This is a genomic window from Jeotgalibacillus sp. S-D1 (assembly GCF_004358665.1).
GTDB lineage: Bacteria > Bacillota > Bacilli > Bacillales > Jeotgalibacillaceae > Jeotgalibacillus.
This window is the reverse complement of sequence record NZ_SMZR01000006.1, coordinates 192,248-213,553: the sequence shown is the minus strand read 5'-3', so window position 1 is coordinate 213,553 and position 21,306 is coordinate 192,248. Positions and strand designations below refer to the sequence as shown.

The window sequence follows — 21,306 nt, the reverse complement described above, 5'->3', positions numbered from 1 at the left end:
TTTTCGGAAGAAGTAGAAAATTTGTCATGAAGCGCGGATTAGAGGCATCCACCTTTCGATTCGGCAGCTATACCCGCGGATTGAACACCAATACCCTTCGATCCAGAGCCTGCACCCGCGGATTCACTCCACCAACGCTTCGATTCACACACGCCACATTTAAAATACAGGAAACTTGAAACGGATCGAGTGCGTCCAGTTTATTAGGCAGGAAATTAGTCACTAGGCGCGGATTGGAGGCATCCACCCTTCGATTCGGCAGCTCTACCCGCGGATTGAACACCAATACCCTTCGATCCAGAGCCTGCACCCGCGGATTCACACCACCAAGGCTTCGATACTCGCACGCCAATTGACATGCTCGTTGCACAGCATTCCACCCTCCATCCCCCCGCGCCAAACTTCCAAGAAAATAATTACAATTTTGCCTATTGACCATCCGTACTAACCGTATTACAATAGGTAGTACAGATAGTACATTTTAAGATGAGGAGGGTGCGGATGTTTACGTTAGACACCAGAAGCCGGATCCCTATTTATGAACAGCTGATTGACCAGCTTAAAAAATTAATGATGCGTGATGTGATGCAGGTGGATGAACAGCTTCCTTCTGTTCGCAGCTTGGCCCAGGAGTTAACGATTAATCCGAATACAATTCAAAAAGCGTATCGGGAGCTTGAGCGTGAGGGCTTTATCTATTCAATTCCTGGTAAGGGAAGTTTTGTGGCACCATTCCAGATTGATGCGAATAAGGAGCGATTGGAGATGCTTAAACAGGATTTAGAAAAAATCGTGAGTGAGATTTTGTTTTTGGGCGGTTCTAAGGATGAATTAATTGAAATGATTGAAAAAGTGAAAGTGGCAGAGAGGGAGGATAAGCATGATTAAAGCAACAGCTGTTGATAAAAAGTTTGAAGATCTGCAGGCGGTCAATGACCTCTCCCTTCATGTTCGAAAAGGTTCCATCTACGGGCTGCTTGGATCAAATGGAGCGGGCAAGACGACGCTTTTAAAAATGATTGCCGGCATTTACAAACAGGATAAAGGAGATATAACCGTTTCTAATCAGCCTGTTTATGAAGTGCCTGAAAGCAAACAGCGGGTTTTGTTTATCCCTGACCAGCCCTACTTTCTTCATCAAACTTCACTTAACAACATGGGTACTTTTTATCAGCAGGTATACACGAAATGGAATCAAAAACGATTCAAACAGCTTACCACCCATTTCCGAATGGATCCTGATAAACATTTAAATCGTATGTCAAAAGGGATGCAGCGCCAGGCTTCTTTCATTCTAACTCTTTCCACAATGCCTGATGTGCTGATTTTGGATGAGCCATTTGATGGTTTGGATCCTGTCGTGCGCCAGCAAATGAAAAACCTGATTTTACAGGATGTGGCTGAACGCGGATTGACTCTTTTGGTTTCTTCCCACAACCTTCGTGAAATGGAGGATTTTTGTGACTATGTAGGCATCATGCATAAAGGTGCACTTTTGTTTGAACGGGACATGGATGAACTTAAAACGGATATTCACAAACTGCAAATTGCCTTTAAAAAGGTGCCTGACAAATCATTCCTTGATGGCATGGATGTTCTTCATTATGAAAAACGTGGCAGTGTGGTGCTTTGTATCGTTAAAGGAAAAGTAGAAGAAATTACCTCTTATGTAGAAACATATAATCCAGCTATTTTTGATTTACTGCCACTGACATTAGAAGAAATTTTCGTTTACGAACTGGGAGGTGTCGGCTATGAAATCCGGAATCTTATCGTTGAATAAAGGACTGTTTCAGCAGCAGGCCCGCTCGGTCAGCTGGATCGGCATCTTTTTTGCACTCGCTCTTATCATTGTGCTGCCGCTTAGTATTCTGATTCGCCATTTAACGATCTCAAACTCTTATTACGGGGGTCCAAACACATTTGCCTTTAACGCGGTTTTTGATTTTTCATTTCCGTTTCAGCTAATGGCATATGCTTCCTTCCCTGTATTACTGGCAATTATTTTAGTGAACTTTACCACTAAAAAGGCTGCGACCGATTTTATGCACAGTCTTCCTTTTACCCGGCAGACCATTTTAACGAACACCTATGTAGTTGGAGCGGCTGCATTGCTTATGCCGATTGTTCTGACAGGAGGTCTTTTATCGCTGTTGCGTTTTGTAATTACGGATAAATTTTATTCATTCCCTGAAATTGCCGAGTGGATGGGCATTTCTTTCTTGATTGTTCTGTTGATTTTTATTTTCACCATTATGATTGGCATGTTTGTTGGCAGCGGGCTTTTGCATGCAGGCTTAACATATCTAATGATTGTTGTTCCTGCTTCTCTCGTCGTACTCGTTCTTGTCAATCTTCAGTACTATGTAAATGGCCTGGCATTAAACCAGTATACTGATAAATTATTGACCAATGGGATCTTTCTGGTGCGGATGGCAGAATTGAATAATCGCCCCTTCACCGGACTGGAATACATGATTTACACATTGCTGGCTGCTGTGTTTGTAGCTGTATCCTATTTTGCTTACACAAAACGCCCTTCAGAAGCAACCGAGCAATCCATTGTGTTCCCGCTTTTCCGCTATGTGTTTTTATACGGTCTGACACTTTTTGTCATGCTGATCGGAGGCTTCTATTTCAGCGAAATCCAGCAGGGCGATTTTCTCTGGACAATCATTGGGTATTTACTTGGAGCTTTTATTGGCTACACCATACTTCAAATGATTCTGCAAAAAACACTTCGTCTTTCCTGGCCCTGGAAAGGATTCATTGTATATGGGGTTATCATTACGCTCTTGATTATTCCGGTTAATTTTGTGGCTGGATTTTATGAAAATGCTGTACCGGAGCCAGATGAAGTGGAATCGGTTGCTTTAAATGAACAATTTTCCGAACCAAAAGACCGCAAAACTTTGAATGATGAAACAGCGATTAATCAGGTTATTGATATTCATAATGAGCTAATTCATCATAAGCGCAGTGATATTTATAACTCTGTGAATATCTTTATTAAATATAATCTTAAAGATGGCAGCTCCATAAGTCGTGAGTATGAGGTAGATACTGCCTATCTGGAGGAGATATCACTTGACCTCCGCTCTAACGAAGCTGTCAAACAAACGTATGACCCGATTTCTCAGTTAAACAGTTTAACAGATCTAACTTTTGCTACGATATACGATAATTCATCTGCAAGGCCTGCCCGAATTTCTGACTTAGGGGAACTGGACGAATTAATTCAGGCACTCGAAAAGGATAGTAAAAACCTTCCGAGTCAATATTTGCTGCTTAATGCCCCGCGTGAATTTTTAGGGGACATCACCTTCTCCCGGGCTAAAGGAGAAGATATCTTTATCTCTCTTACTAAAGACTATGAACATACAATTAGCTGGCTGAAGGAAAACGGGTACAGTTCCTCTCTAATGCTGACTGAAAACATCGACAGCGCCACAATTGTAAAAGTTGCAGGTAACGAAAGCAAGATGGGTGAAATAGAACCTATTGTATACGAAGGGCGTGATCCTTCCCTCCTGCCAGAGCCAAAGATAGAAACAGTTGATAGCGATGAGATAAGTGAACTGCTAAATATTAGCCAGCCAAATTACTACGGAGAGTATATCGTGGTGTTTTCAATGGATGGAAATACGAATTATCAGTTTTACGGATTTGATCTTGCCGATGCTCCTGCTTTTATCACCGAATCTTTACAATAACGCTTTACTTAACTAAAGAAGGGATTCTCTCGTACGAGTCCCTTCTTTTTTATTGCCAAATTTAGCTTAGGAGGAATTAAAAATGATAAATGTAAATCAAATTACCCATCATTTCGTTTTAGGAAAAAAGGGTAACAAAACGATTGTGCCTGTTCTAAAAAATATTTCATTTCAGGTAAATCAAGGTGAAATCGTTACGATCGTAGGTAGAAGCGGATCCGGAAAATCCACTCTGTTAAATCTGATCAGCGGGTTTATTCATCCAACAGAGGGCGAGATTATCATTCAGGATAAAAAAGTAAGTGAGTTTAATGAGACCGAGTTTGCTGACTTCCGCCTGCAGCATATGGGGTTTATCTTTCAAAACTTTCAGCTCATTCCAAGCATGACTGCTTTTCAAAATATCGAACTGCCGCTGATTTTAAAAGGAATGAGCGAAAATGCCCGGAGAAAAACGACGGCAGACATGCTAAAAAAAGTTGGGCTTGAAGACTTTGGAGAGCATTATCCCAGTGAATTATCCGGCGGCCAGCAGCAGCGGGTGTCCATTGCGAGGGCTCTTGTATTGGAACCACCTCTTATCCTGGCAGATGAGCCGACCGGAAGCCTTGACAGTGAAACCGAACAGGATTTACTTCAATTTATTCGGGAACTGAACAGGGATCTTGGCGTCACGTTCCTTATTATCACGCATGATGATGAAGTAGCCCGTATCGGTGACCGCACCATTGCTTTGGCGGATGGAAAAATTGTAGAAAGCGGTGTTTTTGCATGAAAGTAAAAGATCAATTTCGATTCATTATCCAAAATATGAAAAAAAATAAAGTGCGCGTTTTTATGACTGTTCTTGCCACTGCTATGGGATGCGCTTTTTTAATTGTTCTCGCCTCCGTAGCTTTTGGACTTCATGACACTGTTTTAAAAGATACAATGGAAAGCGGTGAAGTTACTCAGATCCAGGTTCATGGCTATGAAGAAAGTGAAACATCATACCGTGCGATTAATGATGAGGATATTAAATTATTTGAAGATCTCGAAGGGGTAAATGCCGTTACACGTCAAAAATCCATTCTGCAGGAAGTCACCTTTTCAACAGAAGGTTATGAAGTACCCGCTCCTGCAGTTTCCGCCCACTTCCCTTCTGAGGAAAAATCCGGACTGGAACTGGCAGAAGGCCGTTTGCCAGAGGCGCCAAATGAAGTGGTTGTTGGCCATCATTTTGCATCTTCATTAATTCCAGAAGGACAAAGCGCCGAAGAACTCTATGATGAGCAGGGTTTAGTGAAAGAGGAATTCCGCTACGATGAAAATATTATTGGTGAGCCGTTTAATCTTAAACTGAAAAAAATAGCAGATGGCAAAGAATCCTCTGGTGATTTTGACGTTACCATTGTGGGCGTCATGGAAGCCCCCGCTCGAGAATGGGAGTGGGATCAAAATGTCTATCTGACGGATCATTTATTAACTGAATTAGAGGACTTTACGGGAACACCCAATGCAGAGCTGTATGATCCTTCTGAGATGGAAGTCACAGAAACGTCAGAGACTTCCTATGATAACGTCACCGTCTACGCCGCGAATGTTGAAGCGGTAAAGGCGGTCTCGGACAAACTGAAGGAAGAAAAGTATGCCACTTACTCAGTCGTCAATGAAATGAAGCAGCTAAATATGCTTTTTAATGTCGCTAAGGCTGGATTAATTTTCATTGGTACCATTGCTATTTTAATTGCTTCAATTGGTATTTATAATACGATGACGATGGCCGTGACCGAACGCGCACCAGATATTGGCATTATGAAAGCAATAGGAGCTAGCCCAAAGGTAATTAAACGCATCTTTTTATTGGAGAGCAGCTATATTGGCCTGATTGGTGCAGCAATCGGAATCGCAGCTGCCTATGCCATCAGTGTGGCTGTTAACCTTGCTCTGCCGATGATTTTAGAAGCGGTATTTGATGAAAAGCTACCGTCCGGTCTGAGATTTTCTTCAATTCCCTTCTCGCTGATTTTGATTGCGGTTATTATTTGTTTAACGGTTACTATTTTGTCAGGCTTGCGTCCGGCTAAACGCGCAACAGAAATCGATGTGCTGAAGGCGATGCGCAGAGAAATATAATTCAAGGCAAGAGGCTGGGACATAATGGAGCCCCTTCCAAAAACGAACGGTTCATTTCCGAGTGGCTCACCCTTCCCGCTTTATTACGCAGGAGTCGCCGCCTTCCGCTCCAATGAACCTAAGCGTGCAACGGTTTTACAGATAATAAAAAAGATATATGATTCAGTTTAAAATAAAGAATGCCTTCATGAATAAGTACATGAAGGCATTCTCTTTGTAATGTAATGAGTTTTGGCCCAGCACTTTGTTTTTCTCAGCTCCAAACACACTAAGCCGCCGTTTGATGATTAAGCTTACAATTCAAACAAACAATTGTTTAAATGCCAGAGCCCTTGATAGAGCTTTTCCCCCCGCTCCCCTACCTTCCTAAATTCACAAAAATGATTTTACGCTGGTATTTATAAAATATGATACGATCACAGTAGCAGACGAGGTGATTTGATATGAATGAGATGGTTTATGAGAAATTGGAAGAGACTTTGCAGAGCATTCTCCAATCAGGAAATGCAGTTGAATTAGAAACATTTACAAATGATTTGCGTCCGTTTGATAGAGGGCGGTTATTTGAAGAAATAGAGAATCCTGATTCAAGAAAAGTTTTTATTGAATCTCTGCATAGTTCAAATGCGGCAGATCTTCTTGGCCACTTATCCCCTGATTGTCAGGCGATTGCCATTTCACTTATTGAACGGTACAGACTTGGACGCATATTGGATGACATGGAAAATGATGATCTGGCGAAGATGCTTGACCGTCTGCAGCAGGATGATGCTGCAGCCCTGGTTGAAGTCATGTCCCCGGAAGAAGCTTCGGTCGTGCAGCAAATAATGACCTATCCCGCTGAGTCTGCCGGACGCCTGATGACGAATCGATTTGTGTGGATTTATCCTGAAATGAGTGTGAATGAATCAGTTGAAAAACTTCGTCAGTACTCCAGGGTATTTGAAACCATTCATTACTTATATGTGGTAAATAATAAGCATCAGGTGGTTGGCGTCGTTTCGTTTCGCGACTTGCTGCTTGCTGATGCTGAATCACTGATCGGTTCGATTATGAGCGGGGATGTTATGACAGTGAAGCCGGCTGTTGACCAGGAGGAAGTTGCCCGCTTAATCGAACAATACGATTTAATTGCTATGCCGGTTATCGATGACCACGATAAGCTTATTGGAATCATCACAGTCGATGACGTCATTGATGTATTAATTCAAGAAGCAACAGAAGATATTGAAAGGCTTTCTGGTTCAGGTAAGGAAATAACGTTTAAAACAAGAGCGGTCGTGGCTTTTGCCAGACGTTTGCCATGGCTGGTTATGCTTCTTTTAATCGGAGTGGTTTCAGGGACGATCATCAGTGAATTTGAAGAGACGCTGGCTACTGTTGTAGCACTTGCCTTTTTTATGCCTATGATTGCCGGAATGACTGGAAATACAGGCACGCAGTCCTTGGCTGTCGTGGTTAGGGGTCTGACAACCAATCGTATTGACAAAAAAACAGTATCCAAGCTGATTCTTAGAGAATTAATGGTCGGGGTAATGATCGGACTGTCCTGTGGTCTTCTAATTGCCATGATCGCGTATTTTTGGCAGGGAAGCATGACGCTCGGTTTCATTGTGGGTCTCTCCTTGCTCACCACCTTAATTATCGGCACATTGGCAGGGACCATTATTCCGCTGATTTTAAACAAATTTAAGATAGACCCGGCCATTGCTTCCGGCCCCTTAATTACTACCTTAAACGATATTTTGTCTTTGCTTATATATTTCGGGATTGCCACCGCTTTAATCGCGCGCTTTCCACTTTAATTCTGCGTCCGGAAAAGGAGAATTTATGTTTACATATTTTACAAATGTGGAAATTATGTAATAAATTCACTGAAGGAGGAGAAAATGATGAATCATGGCAAAGCGGTCGTCATAAAAGCAATGCTGGTTTTACCTGTTGTATGGATTATCCTTACCCTTTTTAATGACGTGCGTTTTCTGGATTCAACTATTATTGGTCTTGGGCTGCTGATCATCTCTTATATCGGCGGTGATCTGGTGACGCTTCCAAAAACAGGAAATATCGTCAGTACCATTGCTGATTTAGTATTAGCTTACATAATTGTGTGGGGCGGTTTAGAGCTTCTTGGATATACAGACACAGTTTCGAATTCGCTTGTTACCGCTGTGATAGTGGCTGCTGGTGAATATTTATTTCATATATGGTTATTTAACAATGTTTATAATAACCCTAATTATTCCACTCACTCAGGAACAATTAATAAGACCTCTGCCAGTTAATCAGTGCACTAATTAGTCACCCTCAACCTTTTGATCGGTTGAGGGTTTTTTAAATCCTTTGCCTTTCCTCAATAAATAGTCTTTGGATTCCTGTTTTTTATATTGACCATCCGATTTTCTTCGCTTACATTTTATTATGGATGTAATTTTAATCCATCATAAGGAGGAAATGGTTTGCAAGAAGCAATTAAGTCTGAGCGCGAGACGGTATATTTTATTATAAGCGCAATTTTTAGTGGAATTATTTATTTTCTAGCAGCAATATCGATTATCGGGATCGGCATTGCACTTGCCATCCTTGCAGTAATGTTATTTTTAAATGCGATGATGCTGGGGTCAATTCGTGGAAATGGCATTCGCATTAGCCAGCAGCAATTTCCCGACGTATATATCAGGGTGACTCATCTATCCCAAAAAATGGGCTTGAAAACAATTCCTGATGTATTTGTTATTCAATCAGAAGGTGCCCTTAATGCATTCGCTGCACGTTTTTTCGGAAGAAATATGGTTGTGCTGTATTCAGAAGTATTTGAACTGGCACGCCAACAGGGGGAAGATGAGCTTGATTTCATCATCGCACATGAACTTTCCCATATTAAACGCAGGCATGTGTGGAAGAACATGCTTATTATGCCTGCTCAATTCATTCCATTTCTATCTCAGGCTTACAGCCGGTCCTGCGAGTACACCTGTGACCGTGAAGCCGCCTTCATGATTCAAAATGCGGCAGCTGCTAAACGGGCGTTGACCATACTGGGTGTCGGCAAACTGCTGGCTGTTGAAGTAAATGAAGATGCTTATTTAGAACAGATAAGCTCTGAATCAAACGGACCAGTATGGCTGAGTGAAGTGCTCTCTACACATCCGCGGCTGCCTAAACGAATACAATCAATAGGTCAGTTTATGAATCCTGAAACATCCCCCCTCTACTCCCCTAAAACGGGCAAAATTGTTTTAGGAGCCGGGATGTTGTTTGGAGGAATATTTGCTGCTTACCTGGCAGTAATTTTTTCCTTCTCCTTTGGAGGAGCCGTTGTGGCCTCTATTTTCTCACCTGATCTATGGGAGGATGAATCCTATGATTCTCCTTTATTTACAGCAATAGATGAAGGGAACCTCGCAGCTGTAGAAGAATTGATTGAAGAAGGAACTGATTTAGAAGAAACCGCTTTTGATGGCTCTACCCCTCTTCTTCACGCGGTCTACAGCTATCAGCCGGAAATTGCTGAAGCCCTTTTGCAAGCCGGCGCGGATCCAAACGCGTCAGACGATTATGGAACCCCATTAACGATTGCTCTTTCGCAGGAAACCTATGATTTAGCTCTGCTGTTATTCGAAAATGGTGCAAACCCATCTATAGAAGACAGTATAGGTGACAGTGGATATTCCCTTTTAGGCGTTACAAATGATGAAGACTTTATAAAGAAGCTTGAGAACTGATTGTAAAGTTTAATAACCCCGCACATAAAAAGATGCCCTAACGAACGTATTATTGTTCGCAGGGCATCTTTTTGATGAGCTTTATGCCAGCCTCTTTCTTATGTTTTTTTCGTAATTATGAAAACGGTTATTCGATTGTTTGAATAAACTTTTCTGTTATTTGTGGATATACACATTTGTCCCAAGCGGCACTAAAGCGGATAGCTCCACCACGTCTTCATTGTACATCCGAATGCACCCCTGAGAAGCTTCAGTGCCGATTGAACTCGGGTTATCAGTGCCGTGAATACCGTAATGAGGCTTTGATAGCCCCATCCACAAAGCTCCATACGGGCCTCCCGGATTATCCTCTTTATTTACAATCATATAGTTGCCTGTTGGCGTTGGCGTCAGCATTTTGCCTACTGCAATGGGATAGCGCTTAATGACAATACTCGCATCATAAAGGATTAACTGACGCTTCCCTACACCAACATCAATCCACAATGTCATCTTCTCACCTCCTAACAGTGTCTTTAAAACAATGTATGAAAGGATCTAATGATTTATTTAGCAGACCGGCTTTGCTTTGCAGTTACGACATACTGAATAAATACCTTTCCCATCTATGTAAAATAATCTTAATAATAACGATACAAGCGATCAATATTTTCCAGGTAAAATAAAAGAGTAAGAAAAAATTACCAATGGAGGCGATTGATTAATGAAGAGGAGAACATTTTTAAGCACAGGTTTTGCTTTAATTTTGCTGTTTAGTTTGTTTACCCCTAACTTTGCTTCAGCTTCTGCTGCAGAAGGAAAAAAAGTGGACAATGTAGCTCACCGCGGCGCTTCAGGATATGCACCTGAAAATACAATTGCAGCTTTTGATAAAGCAGTAGACATGAAAGCAGACTATATCGAAATTGATGTACAGCAAAGCAAAGATGGCCAACTGGTGGTCATTCACGATACCTCCGTAGACAGAACAACCGATGGTACAGGATACATAAGTGATTTAACCTTGGAGGAACTAAGAAGCCTTGATGCAGGCAGCTGGAAAGGCGAAGAATTTACAGGCGAGAAAATCCCGACGTTTGAAGAAGTATTAGATCGTTATCGGGGGAAAATTGGTATACTAATTGAATTAAAATCACCTGAGCTTTACCCAGGCATGGAAGAAAGTATTGCCTTGAAATTAAAGGAGCGTAATCTTGATAAACCACGTAATGAGAAAATAATCATTCAGTCTTTTAACTTTGAATCAATGAAATTGACAAACTCTCTATTGCCAAGAGTTCCGATTGGTGTTCTTACCTCCTCCAGTAAAGACACAACTGAGCAGGCACTTAGGGAATTCAGCACGTACGCAGATTATTTTAACCCAAGCTACAGGTTGGTTACGAAGGATCTGGTTAATCGGGTTCACTCGATTGGAATGAAGATTTCATCCTGGACAGTGCGAAGCCAGGAAACGGCTGATTTCCTTTTGGAATCAGGTGTGGATGCCATTATTACGGATTACCCTGATTATGTTAATCCAAGAAAATCAAATTAATTCTATTATTTAGTTCCCTGTACAAGATCCTGTACAGGGTTTTTTGTATTAAAAAACTCAACCCCAGACAGTTCAGGGGTTGAGCCAGCGTCTAACTTAATACGACTTCCTTTTGATGAGTCAGCCGTTTGCGAATATTGGTAACCGGCGTGATAAACAGCTGAATCAGCGGTCCCATGCCAAACGCCACCAGCAGGGTTCCAAGTCCAATCGGTCCGCCAAATAAAAATGCCAGAATTAATACACTGACTTCCATCATCGTTTTTGATACGGCCAGGCTTTTTCCAGAACGGAATTGAATAGCCATCATCAGGCTGTCAATTGGATTGCGGGCAAAATCAGCCTGAAGATAACAGGTTATCCCAATGGCGATAATCACAACTCCAGCTGCAAGCATGACAGCGCGAACCGGCATGGCAAGTGAATCCAGCCCCGCAAATGCAACCAGCAGCCAGAAATCCATAAAAACCCCAATCAAAAAGATTGTAATAATGGCCAGAAAATCAGGCACTCTCTTCATCAGATACCCGTTAAGCAAAATTAAGATAATCCCTAAAATGAATACCCAGGTGCCGACTGTAAAACCAATCGTCTCAGAAAGCCCTACATATAGTGCATCCCACGGGCCCACCCCGATATCTGCCACAATCATAATGCTGATTCCCAGCGACAAAAACAACAATCCGGTTAAATAAAACATACCTATAATGAACCCATTTCTCATGGCTGCACCTCTTCTATTAAAAATCTCACCCGCTTATCTTAACACGGCAATAGAGGTACGTACCACAATAAGTTTTTGCCAAATCGAAATCGCTTACAAAAATGAACGATACTATGAACAGCAAGCCTTGAATCGGGTAAATATTATTTTGATGCTGCATCCGGGGCAAGCACCATTTTGGATTTTATTTTTGACACCGGAACAAAAAACAACTGAATTAACGGCCCTATTCCAAAAGCAACAATGACAGTGCCAACTCCTATGGGACCTCCAATTATTAAGGCAATTACCATAACAGCTACTTCAAGAACGGTTTTTGATTTCGACAGACTTAAACCCGTTCGAACGTTTACAGCCATCATTAATCCATCAATTGGATTAGGGGCAAAGTTTGCCTGGAGATAAAGAGATACACCTGCTGCAATAATTAATATACTTCCGGCGAGCATGGCTATTCTTGAACCAGTATCGGGTACAATCAGGTCTGCAAAAGCGAAAAGAAGCCAGAAATCAATAAAAAATCCCATTATGAAAATAGTAATTACAGCAAAAAAATCAGGCATTCTTTTAAGTAAAAATGCATTTAACAGGATTAACAGGAAACCAACGATTAAAATCCAAGTGCCCACCGTAAAGCCAAGAATATCTGCTAAAGCCACATAGAGCGCGTCCCATGGCCCCGCTCCAAGATCTGCTAAAATCATCATGCTAATGCCAAAGGATAACAGCACTAAACCAATCGTGTAAAACAGCCCAAGCGTAACTTTTGTTTTCAACATTCCACCTTCTTTTCTATACAGACTCACTTTTTCTAGTGTATCAAAAATATTCCAACTGGAATAGAACATTTACCACTCAGGAGAATGAACAACATCTGTCAATCATCCCAAATGACATTTGTCATTATTGTCCGAAAATTAAATTAACATCCTTGACGAGCATTTTTACGTACGTTTACAATCAATAAGAAGTCTATTTTCCGAATATAAGAAGTTGGAAAAAAATTTACCGGTCACAATACTGGCATGCCAACAACTGCAGGAAGTTGGCATCGTTTTGGAGGAGTAAAAAATGTCATTTCAGCATCTGATTGCACCTGATCAATACAATATCGCAAGCGAAGTAGAGCAATATTCAAAAGATACGAACCGAATGGCGATCCGCTGGCAGGATGAAAAAAACAATCGCCGCGAGGTGTCCTACAAAGAACTGATAGATAAAACAAACCAGTTCGCACAGGCATTTTTGAGCCTGGGGATTCAAAAAGGAGATAAGCTGCTTATCATATTGCCCAGAGTTCCTGAAGCGTATATGGCTTATCTTGCCTGCTTAAAGGCCGGCATAGTCGCGATTCCATGTTCCGATATGCTGCGGAAAAAAGATTTAATTTATCGGATAAATCACGCAAAAGCCAAAGGGGTCATTGCTTATCACGAAACAACAGGTGAAATTAATGCAATAGATGAGGACCTCCCCTCCCTGCAGACGAAGCTCATTGTAGGGGGAAAGGAAGACGGCTGGCAGCCGCTTGAAGCTCTTGCTTCCGAACAAAGCACTACCTATCACGGTGCACAGACAAGCCGTCATGATACAGCGATCTTATCCTACACATCCGGAACGACAGGTAATCCCAAAGGGGTTGTACATACGCACGGATGGGGCTATGCACATGTCCGCACCGCGGCAAAAGAATGGCTCGGTGTGACAGAGGGAGATCTTGTCTGGGCAACAGCAGCTCCCGGATGGCAAAAATGGATTTGGAGTCCGTTTCTTTCAACTATTACGCTGGGCGCTACTGCCTTTGTTTATAATGGCAGCTTTGATGCTCACACGTATCTTGGCATTCTGGAAAAAGAACAAATTCAGGTACTGTGCTGTACGCCAACAGAATACCGGTTGATGGCAAAGGTTGATCATTTAAATGCCTATCAGCTGCCACATCTGAAAAGTGCCGTATCCGCAGGAGAACCGTTAAACCGGCCGGTTATTGATGCATTTCAGAAAGCATTTGGCATTAACCTCCGGGACGGGTATGGTCAGACAGAAAATACACTGCTTGTCTGCAACCTTCAAAATATGGAGGTCAAACCGGGATCTATGGGGAAGCCCACCCCTGGGAATCCCGTGGACATAATAAATGATTTAGGCCAGCCGGCTGCAGCAGGTGAAGTTGGAGATATTGCTGTTCATAAGGACTGTCCTGCCCTATTTAAAGAGTATCTTAATGACTATGAACGCACTCAGTCAGCTTTCCGGGGAGACTGGTACTTAACTGGGGACCAGGCCACACGGGACGAAGACGGTTATTTCTGGTTTGAAGGTCGGAGCGACGACATCATTATCAGCTCAGGCTATACCATTGGACCATTTGAAGTCGAGGATGCCCTTCTTAAGCATCCCGCAGTCCGCGAATGCGCAGTGGTTGCAGCACCGGATGAAATACGGGGAAATATCGTCAAAGCGTTTGTCGTTTTACGTGATCGTGAAACCCTTGCTGATGAAGGACTCGTTAAGCAGCTTCAGGATCATACAAAAGAAATGACGGCTCCCTATAAATATCCGCGTAAAATTGAATTTATCGATGAGCTGCCTAAGACGGCTTCCGGCAAGATCAGGAGAGTTGAATTGCGCAAAAACCCATGATTTTTCCCCCGCTGTTTATTTAAGCAGCGGGGTTTTTTTGTTTTGTTGAAGATCCTGGGTTGGACGGTGGTGAATTCGCTGGTTCAGGCGCCGGACCGGAGGCTGGGGCTGCGCAAGCGGCGGAATCGAAGCCTTGCGCTCCGGAATCCGCGGGTTCAATCGCTCAATCGAAACCTGCATCTCTCCTATCAGCGGGTTTCGTCCGCGAATCGAAGCCTCTGCCCCCTCAATCAGCGGGTCGTGACAATTTACCTGCTTCTCACCACAAATCCAACACAGTTCACAAAGACTTCTACCTACTATTTCTTTAACCTGGCATCGGGGCTCTTAATTTTCGATGTTCTTTTCTTGCGGCAGCTCCATGAATCAGACGCCGTTCCTCCTCTGTCTCCGCAATTACTGCCGGAACCTCAACAGGAAGGCGCCCTTTTCATCCACAGCCACCATGGTTAAGAATGATTGTGTTGTTATCCTTTCTTCTTTTGTCAGCAAATTTTTTGATCGCACTCGAACGAATACTTCCATAGACGATCTGCCTGTGGAGCTTATAACGGCATCTAGTTCCAGTACATCCCCCACTCTGGCAGATGATAAAAAATCCACAGAATCAATCGATGCTGTTACGACAACCCGGTTTGCGTGTTTCATTGCTGTAATGGCGGCGATCTCATCAATGTATGACAGCACCTTTCCCCCAAATATAGTTTGAAGGTGGTTAGTATCCGGCGGCAGAACGAGCTTAGACTGGATGGTTCTTGATTGACTCATTGGCAGTTTCGTTTGCAATGTTTCTTCCTCTTTTCCTTTTGGGAAGACAAAAAAGCTCTCCCCGTTTTAAGGAGAGAGCCTGATATCACAAAAAAGTATTCACAAATCCCCGTTGAATACAGCTGATATCACCCTTCCCTATTTCGCGTAGGTACATTGTGCATACAATAGGCAGGTCTCCTGACTCCGATTCACTGTACATATCCCCTTCCCATCCTGTGGACAGTGGAATAATATGTACTCCTCGATACAGTGGCGCGACCGTGCCAGACTTTCACTGGCTTCCCTTTTAAACGAAAAATTTCGTCACCTATTGCTTGAATAGTATGAAATTAGTAATTCCTTTTTATCATAGCTTGAAAGCATTTACCTGTCTACTTAATTTTCCCACAGAAAAACCCCGCGCACACTTTGTGTACACGGGGACTGAATGGTTTATGATTGATCTTGAGTTTTACGGCGTAGCATGAAGAATGCTGCTGCCAGTACTGAAGCTGCTGCACTTACTCCTACCCATACTACTGTAGAAGATTCCTGCTGGCTTCCGCCCATACCTGTGTTTGGCATTTCTTCAGGCATTTCAGACCCTTTAAACTGATCTGGATTTTGTGCAACGATTGCGTTGCCTAACGCTTCACCAACACCAAACATATATTTATATCCTTCACGAAGGGAAGATACAGATGCTGCATAGTCACCTTCTACGTGAGAGGCAAGTGCTGCTTGTTTTAATTCTTCATGTCCCCATACTGCTGCTTGAGCATCAGCTGTAGGAAGGTTCTCTTCTGTTGCTGTTCCAAGGAAGGCACCAAAGTCGTTAGAGAATGTTTGAAATTGTTCTTTAGCTGCTGAAATGGCTTCTTCATCTTCTGCAATGTAAGCAGATACTAATTCACCTTCTGCTTCAATGTGGTTGGCAGTCCATACTTTTTCAAAGCCTGCTGCTCCTTCTTCCCCATAAATTGAACCAATTGCTGCTTTAAAATCTTCTGTATGCATATCCTCAGCCCATGTTACGAAATCGTAGTCTGCTGCTCCGTCAACACCGCTTGTTAGTCCCATAACTGCAAGTGCATGGTGCTCTGCAGCAAGATTATTTAATGTTGAACGAAGATCTGATTGAGGAGAATCTACTTTATTGTCTTCAAATTTATCCGGGAATTGAGCGACAATCGCTCCGGATAGTGCTCCAGAAATATCATACATACGGTCATAACCTTCACGGAAATGAGTGTAAGCTCCTTCATAATCTTCTTCTACATAGCTGTCAAAGAATGAAAGAACATCCATCTCATGTGCACGAATGGCTTCTTCAGCTGCTTCCTGAGGAAGGTTTCCTTCTGTTGCAGTGTCAAGGAAAGCTGAAAATTCTACTACAAATTCTTCTACTTCATCTTCAGCTGCTGCACGAGCTTCTTCATCACCAGTTTGAGCTGCTTCTACTAAGTCAGCCGTGTAATCATTATGGCCGCGGAAGATCCGTTCAAATTCTGCTGCTCCTTCATCACCGTAGATAGAGGCAATAGCCGGTGTCATATCTGCTGCGTTTTGATCGAGCGCCTCATTGTAAGCCTCTGCATCCGGTGCATCCATATAATCTTTAACCATTGCGTTTGTTGCAAGTACAAAGTGTTCAGACAGCAAGTAGTCCAAATCAGCTCTTAAATCTGAAGCCGGGTTGGTAACACCCATTCCCTCCTCTGCTTGTCCTACCGTTGGCACTAATAGTGAGAGACCTAATACTGATGCTGCAATTTTTTTCATCTTCATTTTCTGTCACACTCCTTTTTCTTTTTTGTCTGTTTTTTTAAATACACTAAGTAAACGGAGACAATTAATCGTTAGATCACTTTTTTTAAAAAAAGTTTTTATTTATTCATACATCTTATTTTTCTGCATAAAAAAAGCTTACCGGCTGCAGTGAGCTGGTAAGCTTTAGAAAGATTATTAAAGTTAATGTTCATGGCCGTCATGGTCACCGGATTCCATAAACGTGCTGCTTTGATTGCGGGCATTTTCCTCAGCTGTATTGATTTGTTCTTCTGTTACTTCGCCCACTGCAAATTGTCTTTTTGGCATGACATGCATGTCTCTTGCGGTTACATGGGTTTGCAGTGAATAAAGTGATGTTTCCTCAAAAGTCATCTTAATCTCATAAATTCCATCACCAACGTGAGATGCATCATGAGTTTCGCTTTCTCCACCCTCTACATCATTCCAAATTTCAAACATTACATCGTTTGCATCCTCTACGGGCTCACCGTCTTGCGATAATTTTACCTGAAGAACCGTTTCTTCATTAGGCTCAATTGTGTCCGGAATAATAATATCTGCTTCTACCACTTTAGGAGCTTCTTCACTTTGGGAATTCTCCCCCCCGTTGCATGCGGTTAGTAGTAAAATCGCCGATGCGAGGAGGAAAGTCATTTGTTTCTTCATTTTATACTTCCTTTCTATGCAGTTCGTCCATGAAACCAGCGTTTCAATGGCGGAATACGCTTGACTATTACTAAGTCAAAGATAAGAACGATTAAAATTGACAGACCGACAAGCGGCATTAGGATGCCGCCAATAATCATAAGAACAAAAACAGTTCGTGTTACTTTTTTACTTACCGGTTTTTTGGGACTGCCTAAACCATCCGGCTTTCTTTTTCGCCACATCACAAATGAACTAATGACAATTCCCATAATGGCAAGACATGTAATTAAACCAAGCGCCTGGTTGAACCACCCAAATAATCTGCCTTCATGCAAGGCAATACCTGCAGTAATTCCCTGCGCCATAATTCCCCATTCATTAAAGCGGACGTCCGACAGCACCCCGCCACTGTATTGATCCACATGTAAAGTCGCATTATCCCAGGGAGCTGAATGAGAAGTAGCGATGGTATAGACGCCTTCCTCTCCTACTGGCATGGAAATCGTGTAAGGCTTCGCCACTTTTTCCATTGAGGCAATCATGGTTACGTCATCCATGGAAATGGTTTGATAGCCTCCAACTGCAGACGTTGGAACCTCACTATTTTGAGAAGCCCATGGTACATCTTCCGCTACGTCATCTGCACGAACAGCAGATTGAGGCTTTTCAGCAAACGTTGTAGCAAAAGCCGGATAGCCGCTGTTTGTGGAGTTTGCCAGCCGGTCGATTTGTCCACCCATTACACCAGACCATGGAAGTCCTGTTGCGATTAATATAACAATCATAATGGAAAACCAAAAGGCAGGGACTGCATGAAGATCACGCCAAAATGTCCGTCCCTTTGACCGAAAACGCGGCAAAACCGTTCCCCAAATCGACTTGCGGTTTCGCGGCCACCACATATACAGACCTGTAACCAATAGCAGGATTGTCCAGCACGCGGCTAGTTCCACTAATCGATTGGCAAACGTTCCGCCCACAATAAGCTCACTGTGAAGCTTTTTAAAGATTTCTGTGAATTTCTCACTAACGATTAACTCACCCTGAACATCACCTGTATAAGGATTTACATATACGGATTTTGGTGTTTCTCCATCCATTATGCTCATTTCTACGGTTCTGGATTCTTCATCATACACTTTATAGCTTGATATCACTGCATCAGGATATGCTTCCTGAACCGCCCCTATCAAACTGGAAGATGGCAAACTTTGGCTCCCCATCTCATCTGCCATATATTGATCCTGATAAAGAAATCCTTCTATTTGAGGCTTAAACAAGTACACCGCTCCACTAAACGCAAGAATCAGCAGAAAAGGGGCAGCGAATAATCCAGCGTAAAAATGCCAGCGCCATACAGCTTGATACCAGGCAGCTTTAGTCGTTTTAGGTTTCGTGGGTTCAGTGGAAGTCAAACGGTCAGTTTGTTCGGTTGCTGCTTTCAATTCTTTCATCGTTATTCTCCTTTTATATCATTCCATTTATCACTTATTCTCCAGCGTGCTCACCCTGGGGAAATAGTATTCATTTCACCAAGTTTTAAAAGCTTATTTATTGCTTGAAACGCTGCAGGGTGCACTAAATTTCTTTCCATTAATACAATACGAGATAAATGTGAAGTAATAATGAAGAATAACGTTTTACTAGAATTATTAGCTAACTGTTCACATAAAAACAGAGCTGCAGCTTTCACAGCTCCCCATTTTAAGAGGCATACTTCTCGATTTCCTCCACCATCTTATCGATTAACTCAGGGTCCGTAAAGCTAAATTCGTTCACTACTGCTCCGTCTTGATCAATAATATAAAAATTCACGCCATGCAGGACCTGGTCGGATCCGGAGGGTTTGTTTACAAGTGTTTCGAACTCATCCAAAGCAAACGTCTCAATCCGCTCCTGTGGATAACCTGTTAACAAGTTCCAATTAGAGTCATCATCTGTGAATTTGGCCAGGTAATCATTAAGTCGTTCCGGGGTATCTACCTCAGGGTCTACACTAAATGAGACAATCTCTATATCTAAACCCTTTGCCTTAAGCTCTTTTTGAACCGCTGCCAATTTCGCCGTCATCGGCGGACATATAGTTTCACAGTTTGTAAATATAAAGTCCGCTATCCACACTTTCCCTTCAAGTTGTTCAAGGCCAAATTCCTCATTATGCTGGTTGATAAACGTAAAGTTGTCCACCACAGGACCTTGCTTTTGGAAGGGTGAACACGCCGCCAGCCCAATAGCAGCCAACAGAAGTACGAAAACAAATTTACCCTTTTTACTCACTGTTTTCACCCTCTCCTTTAAGTCGGTCTTCGTTAAGCGGAAGCTCAACAATCGCTTTAATTTGACCGCTTTCCGTACTGTTAATGGAAAACGTGCCATTTTGAATGCGTATAATTTCTTTTACGATCGACAGGCCCAGTCCCGTCCCGCCGGTACCCCTGTTCCTTGCTTTATCCGTACGAAAAAAACGTTCTCCTATCCGGTCCAGATCTTCCGGCGAGATCGTCAGTCCGGTGTTGGCCACTTTAAATGCCACCTGGCTGCCATCGGAATTTAAAGAAACATAAATGACACTTTCTTTATGAGAGTATTTAACTGCGTTATCAATTAAGTTATAGAAAATCTGCTGGATGCGTTTGGCATCGTTGTAGATAATCAGTTCTTCATCAATATCCATGTCAAAAGATATATTTTTTTGAACAGATAAAATACGGAAAAGGTCTACGGTGTCATGCAGCAGCTGCCCGAGCGCAATCGGTTCATATTCAAAGTGATACACATCATCCTGCAGATGATTTAACTCAATAAGATCGGAAAGAAGTTTTTTTAACCGGTCTACTTCGCGTTCGATTGTTTCCAGGTATTGTTTTTCTTCTGCCGGCGTCTTGTACAGCTTGTTTTTAAGCACTTCTGTATAGCCATTGATGTAGGTTAATGGCGTCCTTAGTTCATGCACCACGTTAGAAAGAAACTCTTTTTTTCGCTCTTCCTGATGTTCCAGCGCTTCACTCATTTCATTAAATGCCGCTGACATTTGGCCAATTTCATCCATTTGATCAATGCTTAATCGATTTTTGTAATTGCCTTTTGAAACTTCTCTTGATAATTGCTGAATGGACACCAATGGTTTAAAAAGTGATTTTCTGATACGGTTAATCACATAGATTAACAGCAGGAAGAAAAGAGTCCCGATTAGAAACAAGACCGGAATACTGGTGCCAAAAACCTGTGATAATCCCGCCAAAGGGACATAGATGTAGATGTAGCCTATCACCTCACTGCCATCATTGATCGGATATATCGCTCCAATTACTTCACGCTGCAAATCCTCAACGAACCCTTCTTTCATAAGCGACTTGCCTGACAGCAGCACATCCCGATCTTCATCTGTCACCAAGCTTTCATTGCCAATCTTATATGGAAAAGAAAGATTCAGCTCATCCATCTCATCTACAACAATCACTTCGTACTCAGATACCACATTGTACCATTGTATTTTTTCGATGATATCATCGGTCAATTCTCCATAATGGTAGTGGGCGGCAGTCCTTTCACCCTGATACTCAACTGATTCACGTACTGTATTCAGATAGAGATCCTTGTATAAAAAGTGAAAAAAAACGAACGAAAAAAGAAAAGACAATGCAACACTTCCTGCAAGAA

General features: G+C 42.4%; 18 protein-coding genes, 1 pseudogene and 1 riboswitch. Of the genes and pseudogenes, 10 read left to right on the top strand and 9 right to left on the bottom strand.

Annotation, left to right across the window (positions count from 1 at the left end):
- The first annotated feature begins 501 nt into the window (after positions 1-501).
- From E2R51_RS16745 to E2R51_RS16710, 8 genes are all read left to right on the top strand, one after another.
- A complete protein-coding gene (locus tag E2R51_RS16745; RefSeq protein WP_133378231.1) occupies positions 502-888 on the top strand; it encodes a GntR family transcriptional regulator in 387 nt (128 codons plus the stop codon).
- Positions 881-1,783 (top strand): ABC transporter ATP-binding protein, encoded by a 903-nt coding sequence (locus E2R51_RS16740; RefSeq protein WP_133378230.1) that lies wholly within the window; start codon positions 881-883, stop codon positions 1,781-1,783. Before E2R51_RS16745 ends, E2R51_RS16740 begins: the two co-directional genes overlap by 8 nt.
- Positions 1,755-3,713: a hypothetical protein gene (locus E2R51_RS16735; RefSeq protein WP_133378229.1), complete on the top strand. Its 1,959-nt coding sequence runs from the start codon at positions 1,755-1,757 to the stop codon at positions 3,711-3,713. The genes E2R51_RS16740 and E2R51_RS16735 overlap by 29 nt, the downstream gene beginning before the upstream one ends.
- Positions 3,714-3,795: 82 nt before the next feature.
- On the top strand, positions 3,796-4,488 hold the full coding sequence (locus E2R51_RS16730) for an ABC transporter ATP-binding protein (protein WP_133378228.1): 693 nt from the start codon (positions 3,796-3,798) through the stop codon (positions 4,486-4,488).
- Positions 4,485-5,828, top strand: a complete 1,344-nt coding sequence (locus E2R51_RS16725; protein ID WP_133378227.1) for an ABC transporter permease — start codon at positions 4,485-4,487, stop codon at positions 5,826-5,828. The genes E2R51_RS16730 and E2R51_RS16725 overlap by 4 nt, the downstream gene beginning before the upstream one ends.
- 443 nt (positions 5,829-6,271) lie before the next feature.
- Positions 6,272-7,633 carry a magnesium transporter gene (gene mgtE, locus E2R51_RS16720; RefSeq protein ID WP_133378226.1) on the top strand — a complete coding sequence of 454 codons (1,362 nt, stop codon included), beginning with the start codon at positions 6,272-6,274 and terminating at the stop codon, positions 7,631-7,633.
- Between the two features lie 87 nt (positions 7,634-7,720).
- A complete protein-coding gene (locus tag E2R51_RS16715; protein ID WP_240733121.1) occupies positions 7,721-8,113 on the top strand; it encodes a DUF2512 family protein in 393 nt (130 codons plus the stop codon).
- 174 nt (positions 8,114-8,287) lie between these two features.
- Entirely contained in the window at positions 8,288-9,553 is a 1,266-nt protein-coding gene (locus tag E2R51_RS16710; protein ID WP_133378224.1) for a M48 family metallopeptidase, read from the top strand.
- 156 nt (positions 9,554-9,709) lie between these two features.
- Here E2R51_RS16710 and E2R51_RS16705 read toward each other — a convergent pair whose 3' ends face one another.
- Positions 9,710-10,045, bottom strand: a complete 336-nt coding sequence (locus E2R51_RS16705) for a L,D-transpeptidase (protein ID WP_133378223.1) — start codon at positions 10,043-10,045, stop codon at positions 9,710-9,712.
- A gap of 211 nt (positions 10,046-10,256) precedes the next feature.
- On the opposite strand from E2R51_RS16705, the gene E2R51_RS16700 reads away from it, so the two are divergent.
- A complete protein-coding gene (locus E2R51_RS16700) occupies positions 10,257-11,090 on the top strand; it encodes a glycerophosphodiester phosphodiesterase (protein ID WP_133378222.1) in 834 nt (277 codons plus the stop codon).
- A 91-nt stretch (positions 11,091-11,181) separates the two neighbouring features.
- On the opposite strand, the gene E2R51_RS16695 is transcribed toward E2R51_RS16700, so the two are convergent.
- Both E2R51_RS16695 and E2R51_RS16690 read right to left on the bottom strand, forming a co-directional pair.
- Positions 11,182-11,814: a YczE/YyaS/YitT family protein gene (locus E2R51_RS16695; protein WP_133378221.1), complete on the bottom strand. Its 633-nt coding sequence runs from the start codon at positions 11,812-11,814 to the stop codon at positions 11,182-11,184.
- A 143-nt stretch (positions 11,815-11,957) separates the two neighbouring features.
- Entirely contained in the window at positions 11,958-12,593 is a 636-nt protein-coding gene (locus tag E2R51_RS16690; RefSeq protein ID WP_165967252.1) for a YczE/YyaS/YitT family protein, read from the bottom strand.
- A gap of 292 nt (positions 12,594-12,885) precedes the next feature.
- On the opposite strand from E2R51_RS16690, the gene mbcS reads away from it, so the two are divergent.
- A complete protein-coding gene (gene mbcS, locus E2R51_RS16685; RefSeq protein WP_133378220.1) occupies positions 12,886-14,457 on the top strand; it encodes an acyl-CoA synthetase MbcS in 1,572 nt (523 codons plus the stop codon).
- Between the two features lie 307 nt (positions 14,458-14,764).
- Here mbcS and E2R51_RS16680 read toward each other — a convergent pair.
- From E2R51_RS16680 to E2R51_RS16655, 6 genes and pseudogenes are all read right to left on the bottom strand, one after another.
- Positions 14,765-15,225 (bottom strand): annotated as a pseudogene (locus tag E2R51_RS16680) (acyl-CoA thioesterase).
- A 153-nt stretch (positions 15,226-15,378) separates the two neighbouring features.
- Positions 15,379-15,554, bottom strand: a riboswitch (cobalamin riboswitch).
- Positions 15,555-15,660: 106 nt separating this feature from the next.
- On the bottom strand, positions 15,661-16,995 hold the full coding sequence (locus tag E2R51_RS16675) for a copper amine oxidase (protein WP_133378219.1): 1,335 nt from the start codon (positions 16,993-16,995) through the stop codon (positions 15,661-15,663).
- Positions 16,996-17,178: 183 nt separating this feature from the next.
- Positions 17,179-17,664, bottom strand: coding sequence for a FixH family protein (locus E2R51_RS16670; protein WP_133378218.1), 486 nt, complete (start codon positions 17,662-17,664; stop codon positions 17,179-17,181).
- Positions 17,665-17,678: 14 nt separating this feature from the next.
- A complete protein-coding gene (locus E2R51_RS16665) occupies positions 17,679-19,100 on the bottom strand; it encodes a PepSY-associated TM helix domain-containing protein (RefSeq protein WP_133378217.1) in 1,422 nt (473 codons plus the stop codon).
- 250 nt (positions 19,101-19,350) lie between these two features.
- Positions 19,351-19,923: an SCO family protein gene (locus E2R51_RS16660; RefSeq protein WP_240733120.1), complete on the bottom strand. Its 573-nt coding sequence runs from the start codon at positions 19,921-19,923 to the stop codon at positions 19,351-19,353.
- Positions 19,916-21,286, bottom strand: coding sequence for a sensor histidine kinase (locus E2R51_RS16655; RefSeq protein ID WP_240733119.1), 1,371 nt, complete (start codon positions 21,284-21,286; stop codon positions 19,916-19,918). The genes E2R51_RS16660 and E2R51_RS16655 overlap by 8 nt, the downstream gene beginning before the upstream one ends.
- Positions 21,287-21,306: the final 20 nt, after the last annotated feature.

Coding starts and splice junctions, on each gene's coding strand:
- E2R51_RS16740 (WP_133378230.1), top strand. CDS start 881: ATGATTAAAGCAACAGCTGTTGATAAAAAGTTTGAAGATCTGCAGGCG.
- E2R51_RS16695 (WP_133378221.1), bottom strand. CDS start 11,814: ATGAGAAATGGGTTCATTATAGGTATGTTTTATTTAACCGGATTGTTG.
- E2R51_RS16665 (WP_133378217.1), bottom strand. CDS start 19,100: ATGAAAGAATTGAAAGCAGCAACCGAACAAACTGACCGTTTGACTTCC.
- E2R51_RS16745 (WP_133378231.1), top strand. CDS start 502: ATGTTTACGTTAGACACCAGAAGCCGGATCCCTATTTATGAACAGCTG.
- E2R51_RS16730 (WP_133378228.1), top strand. CDS start 3,796: ATGATAAATGTAAATCAAATTACCCATCATTTCGTTTTAGGAAAAAAG.
- E2R51_RS16670 (WP_133378218.1), bottom strand. CDS start 17,664: ATGAAGAAACAAATGACTTTCCTCCTCGCATCGGCGATTTTACTACTA.
- mgtE (WP_133378226.1), top strand. CDS start 6,272: ATGAATGAGATGGTTTATGAGAAATTGGAAGAGACTTTGCAGAGCATT.
- E2R51_RS16715 (WP_240733121.1), top strand. CDS start 7,721: ATGAATCATGGCAAAGCGGTCGTCATAAAAGCAATGCTGGTTTTACCT.
- E2R51_RS16705 (WP_133378223.1), bottom strand. CDS start 10,045: ATGACATTGTGGATTGATGTTGGTGTAGGGAAGCGTCAGTTAATCCTT.
- E2R51_RS16675 (WP_133378219.1), bottom strand. CDS start 16,995: ATGAAGATGAAAAAAATTGCAGCATCAGTATTAGGTCTCTCACTATTA.
- E2R51_RS16735 (WP_133378229.1), top strand. CDS start 1,755: ATGAAATCCGGAATCTTATCGTTGAATAAAGGACTGTTTCAGCAGCAG.
- E2R51_RS16700 (WP_133378222.1), top strand. CDS start 10,257: ATGAAGAGGAGAACATTTTTAAGCACAGGTTTTGCTTTAATTTTGCTG.
- mbcS (WP_133378220.1), top strand. CDS start 12,886: ATGTCATTTCAGCATCTGATTGCACCTGATCAATACAATATCGCAAGC.
- E2R51_RS16690 (WP_165967252.1), bottom strand. CDS start 12,593: ATGTTGAAAACAAAAGTTACGCTTGGGCTGTTTTACACGATTGGTTTA.
- E2R51_RS16725 (WP_133378227.1), top strand. CDS start 4,485: ATGAAAGTAAAAGATCAATTTCGATTCATTATCCAAAATATGAAAAAA.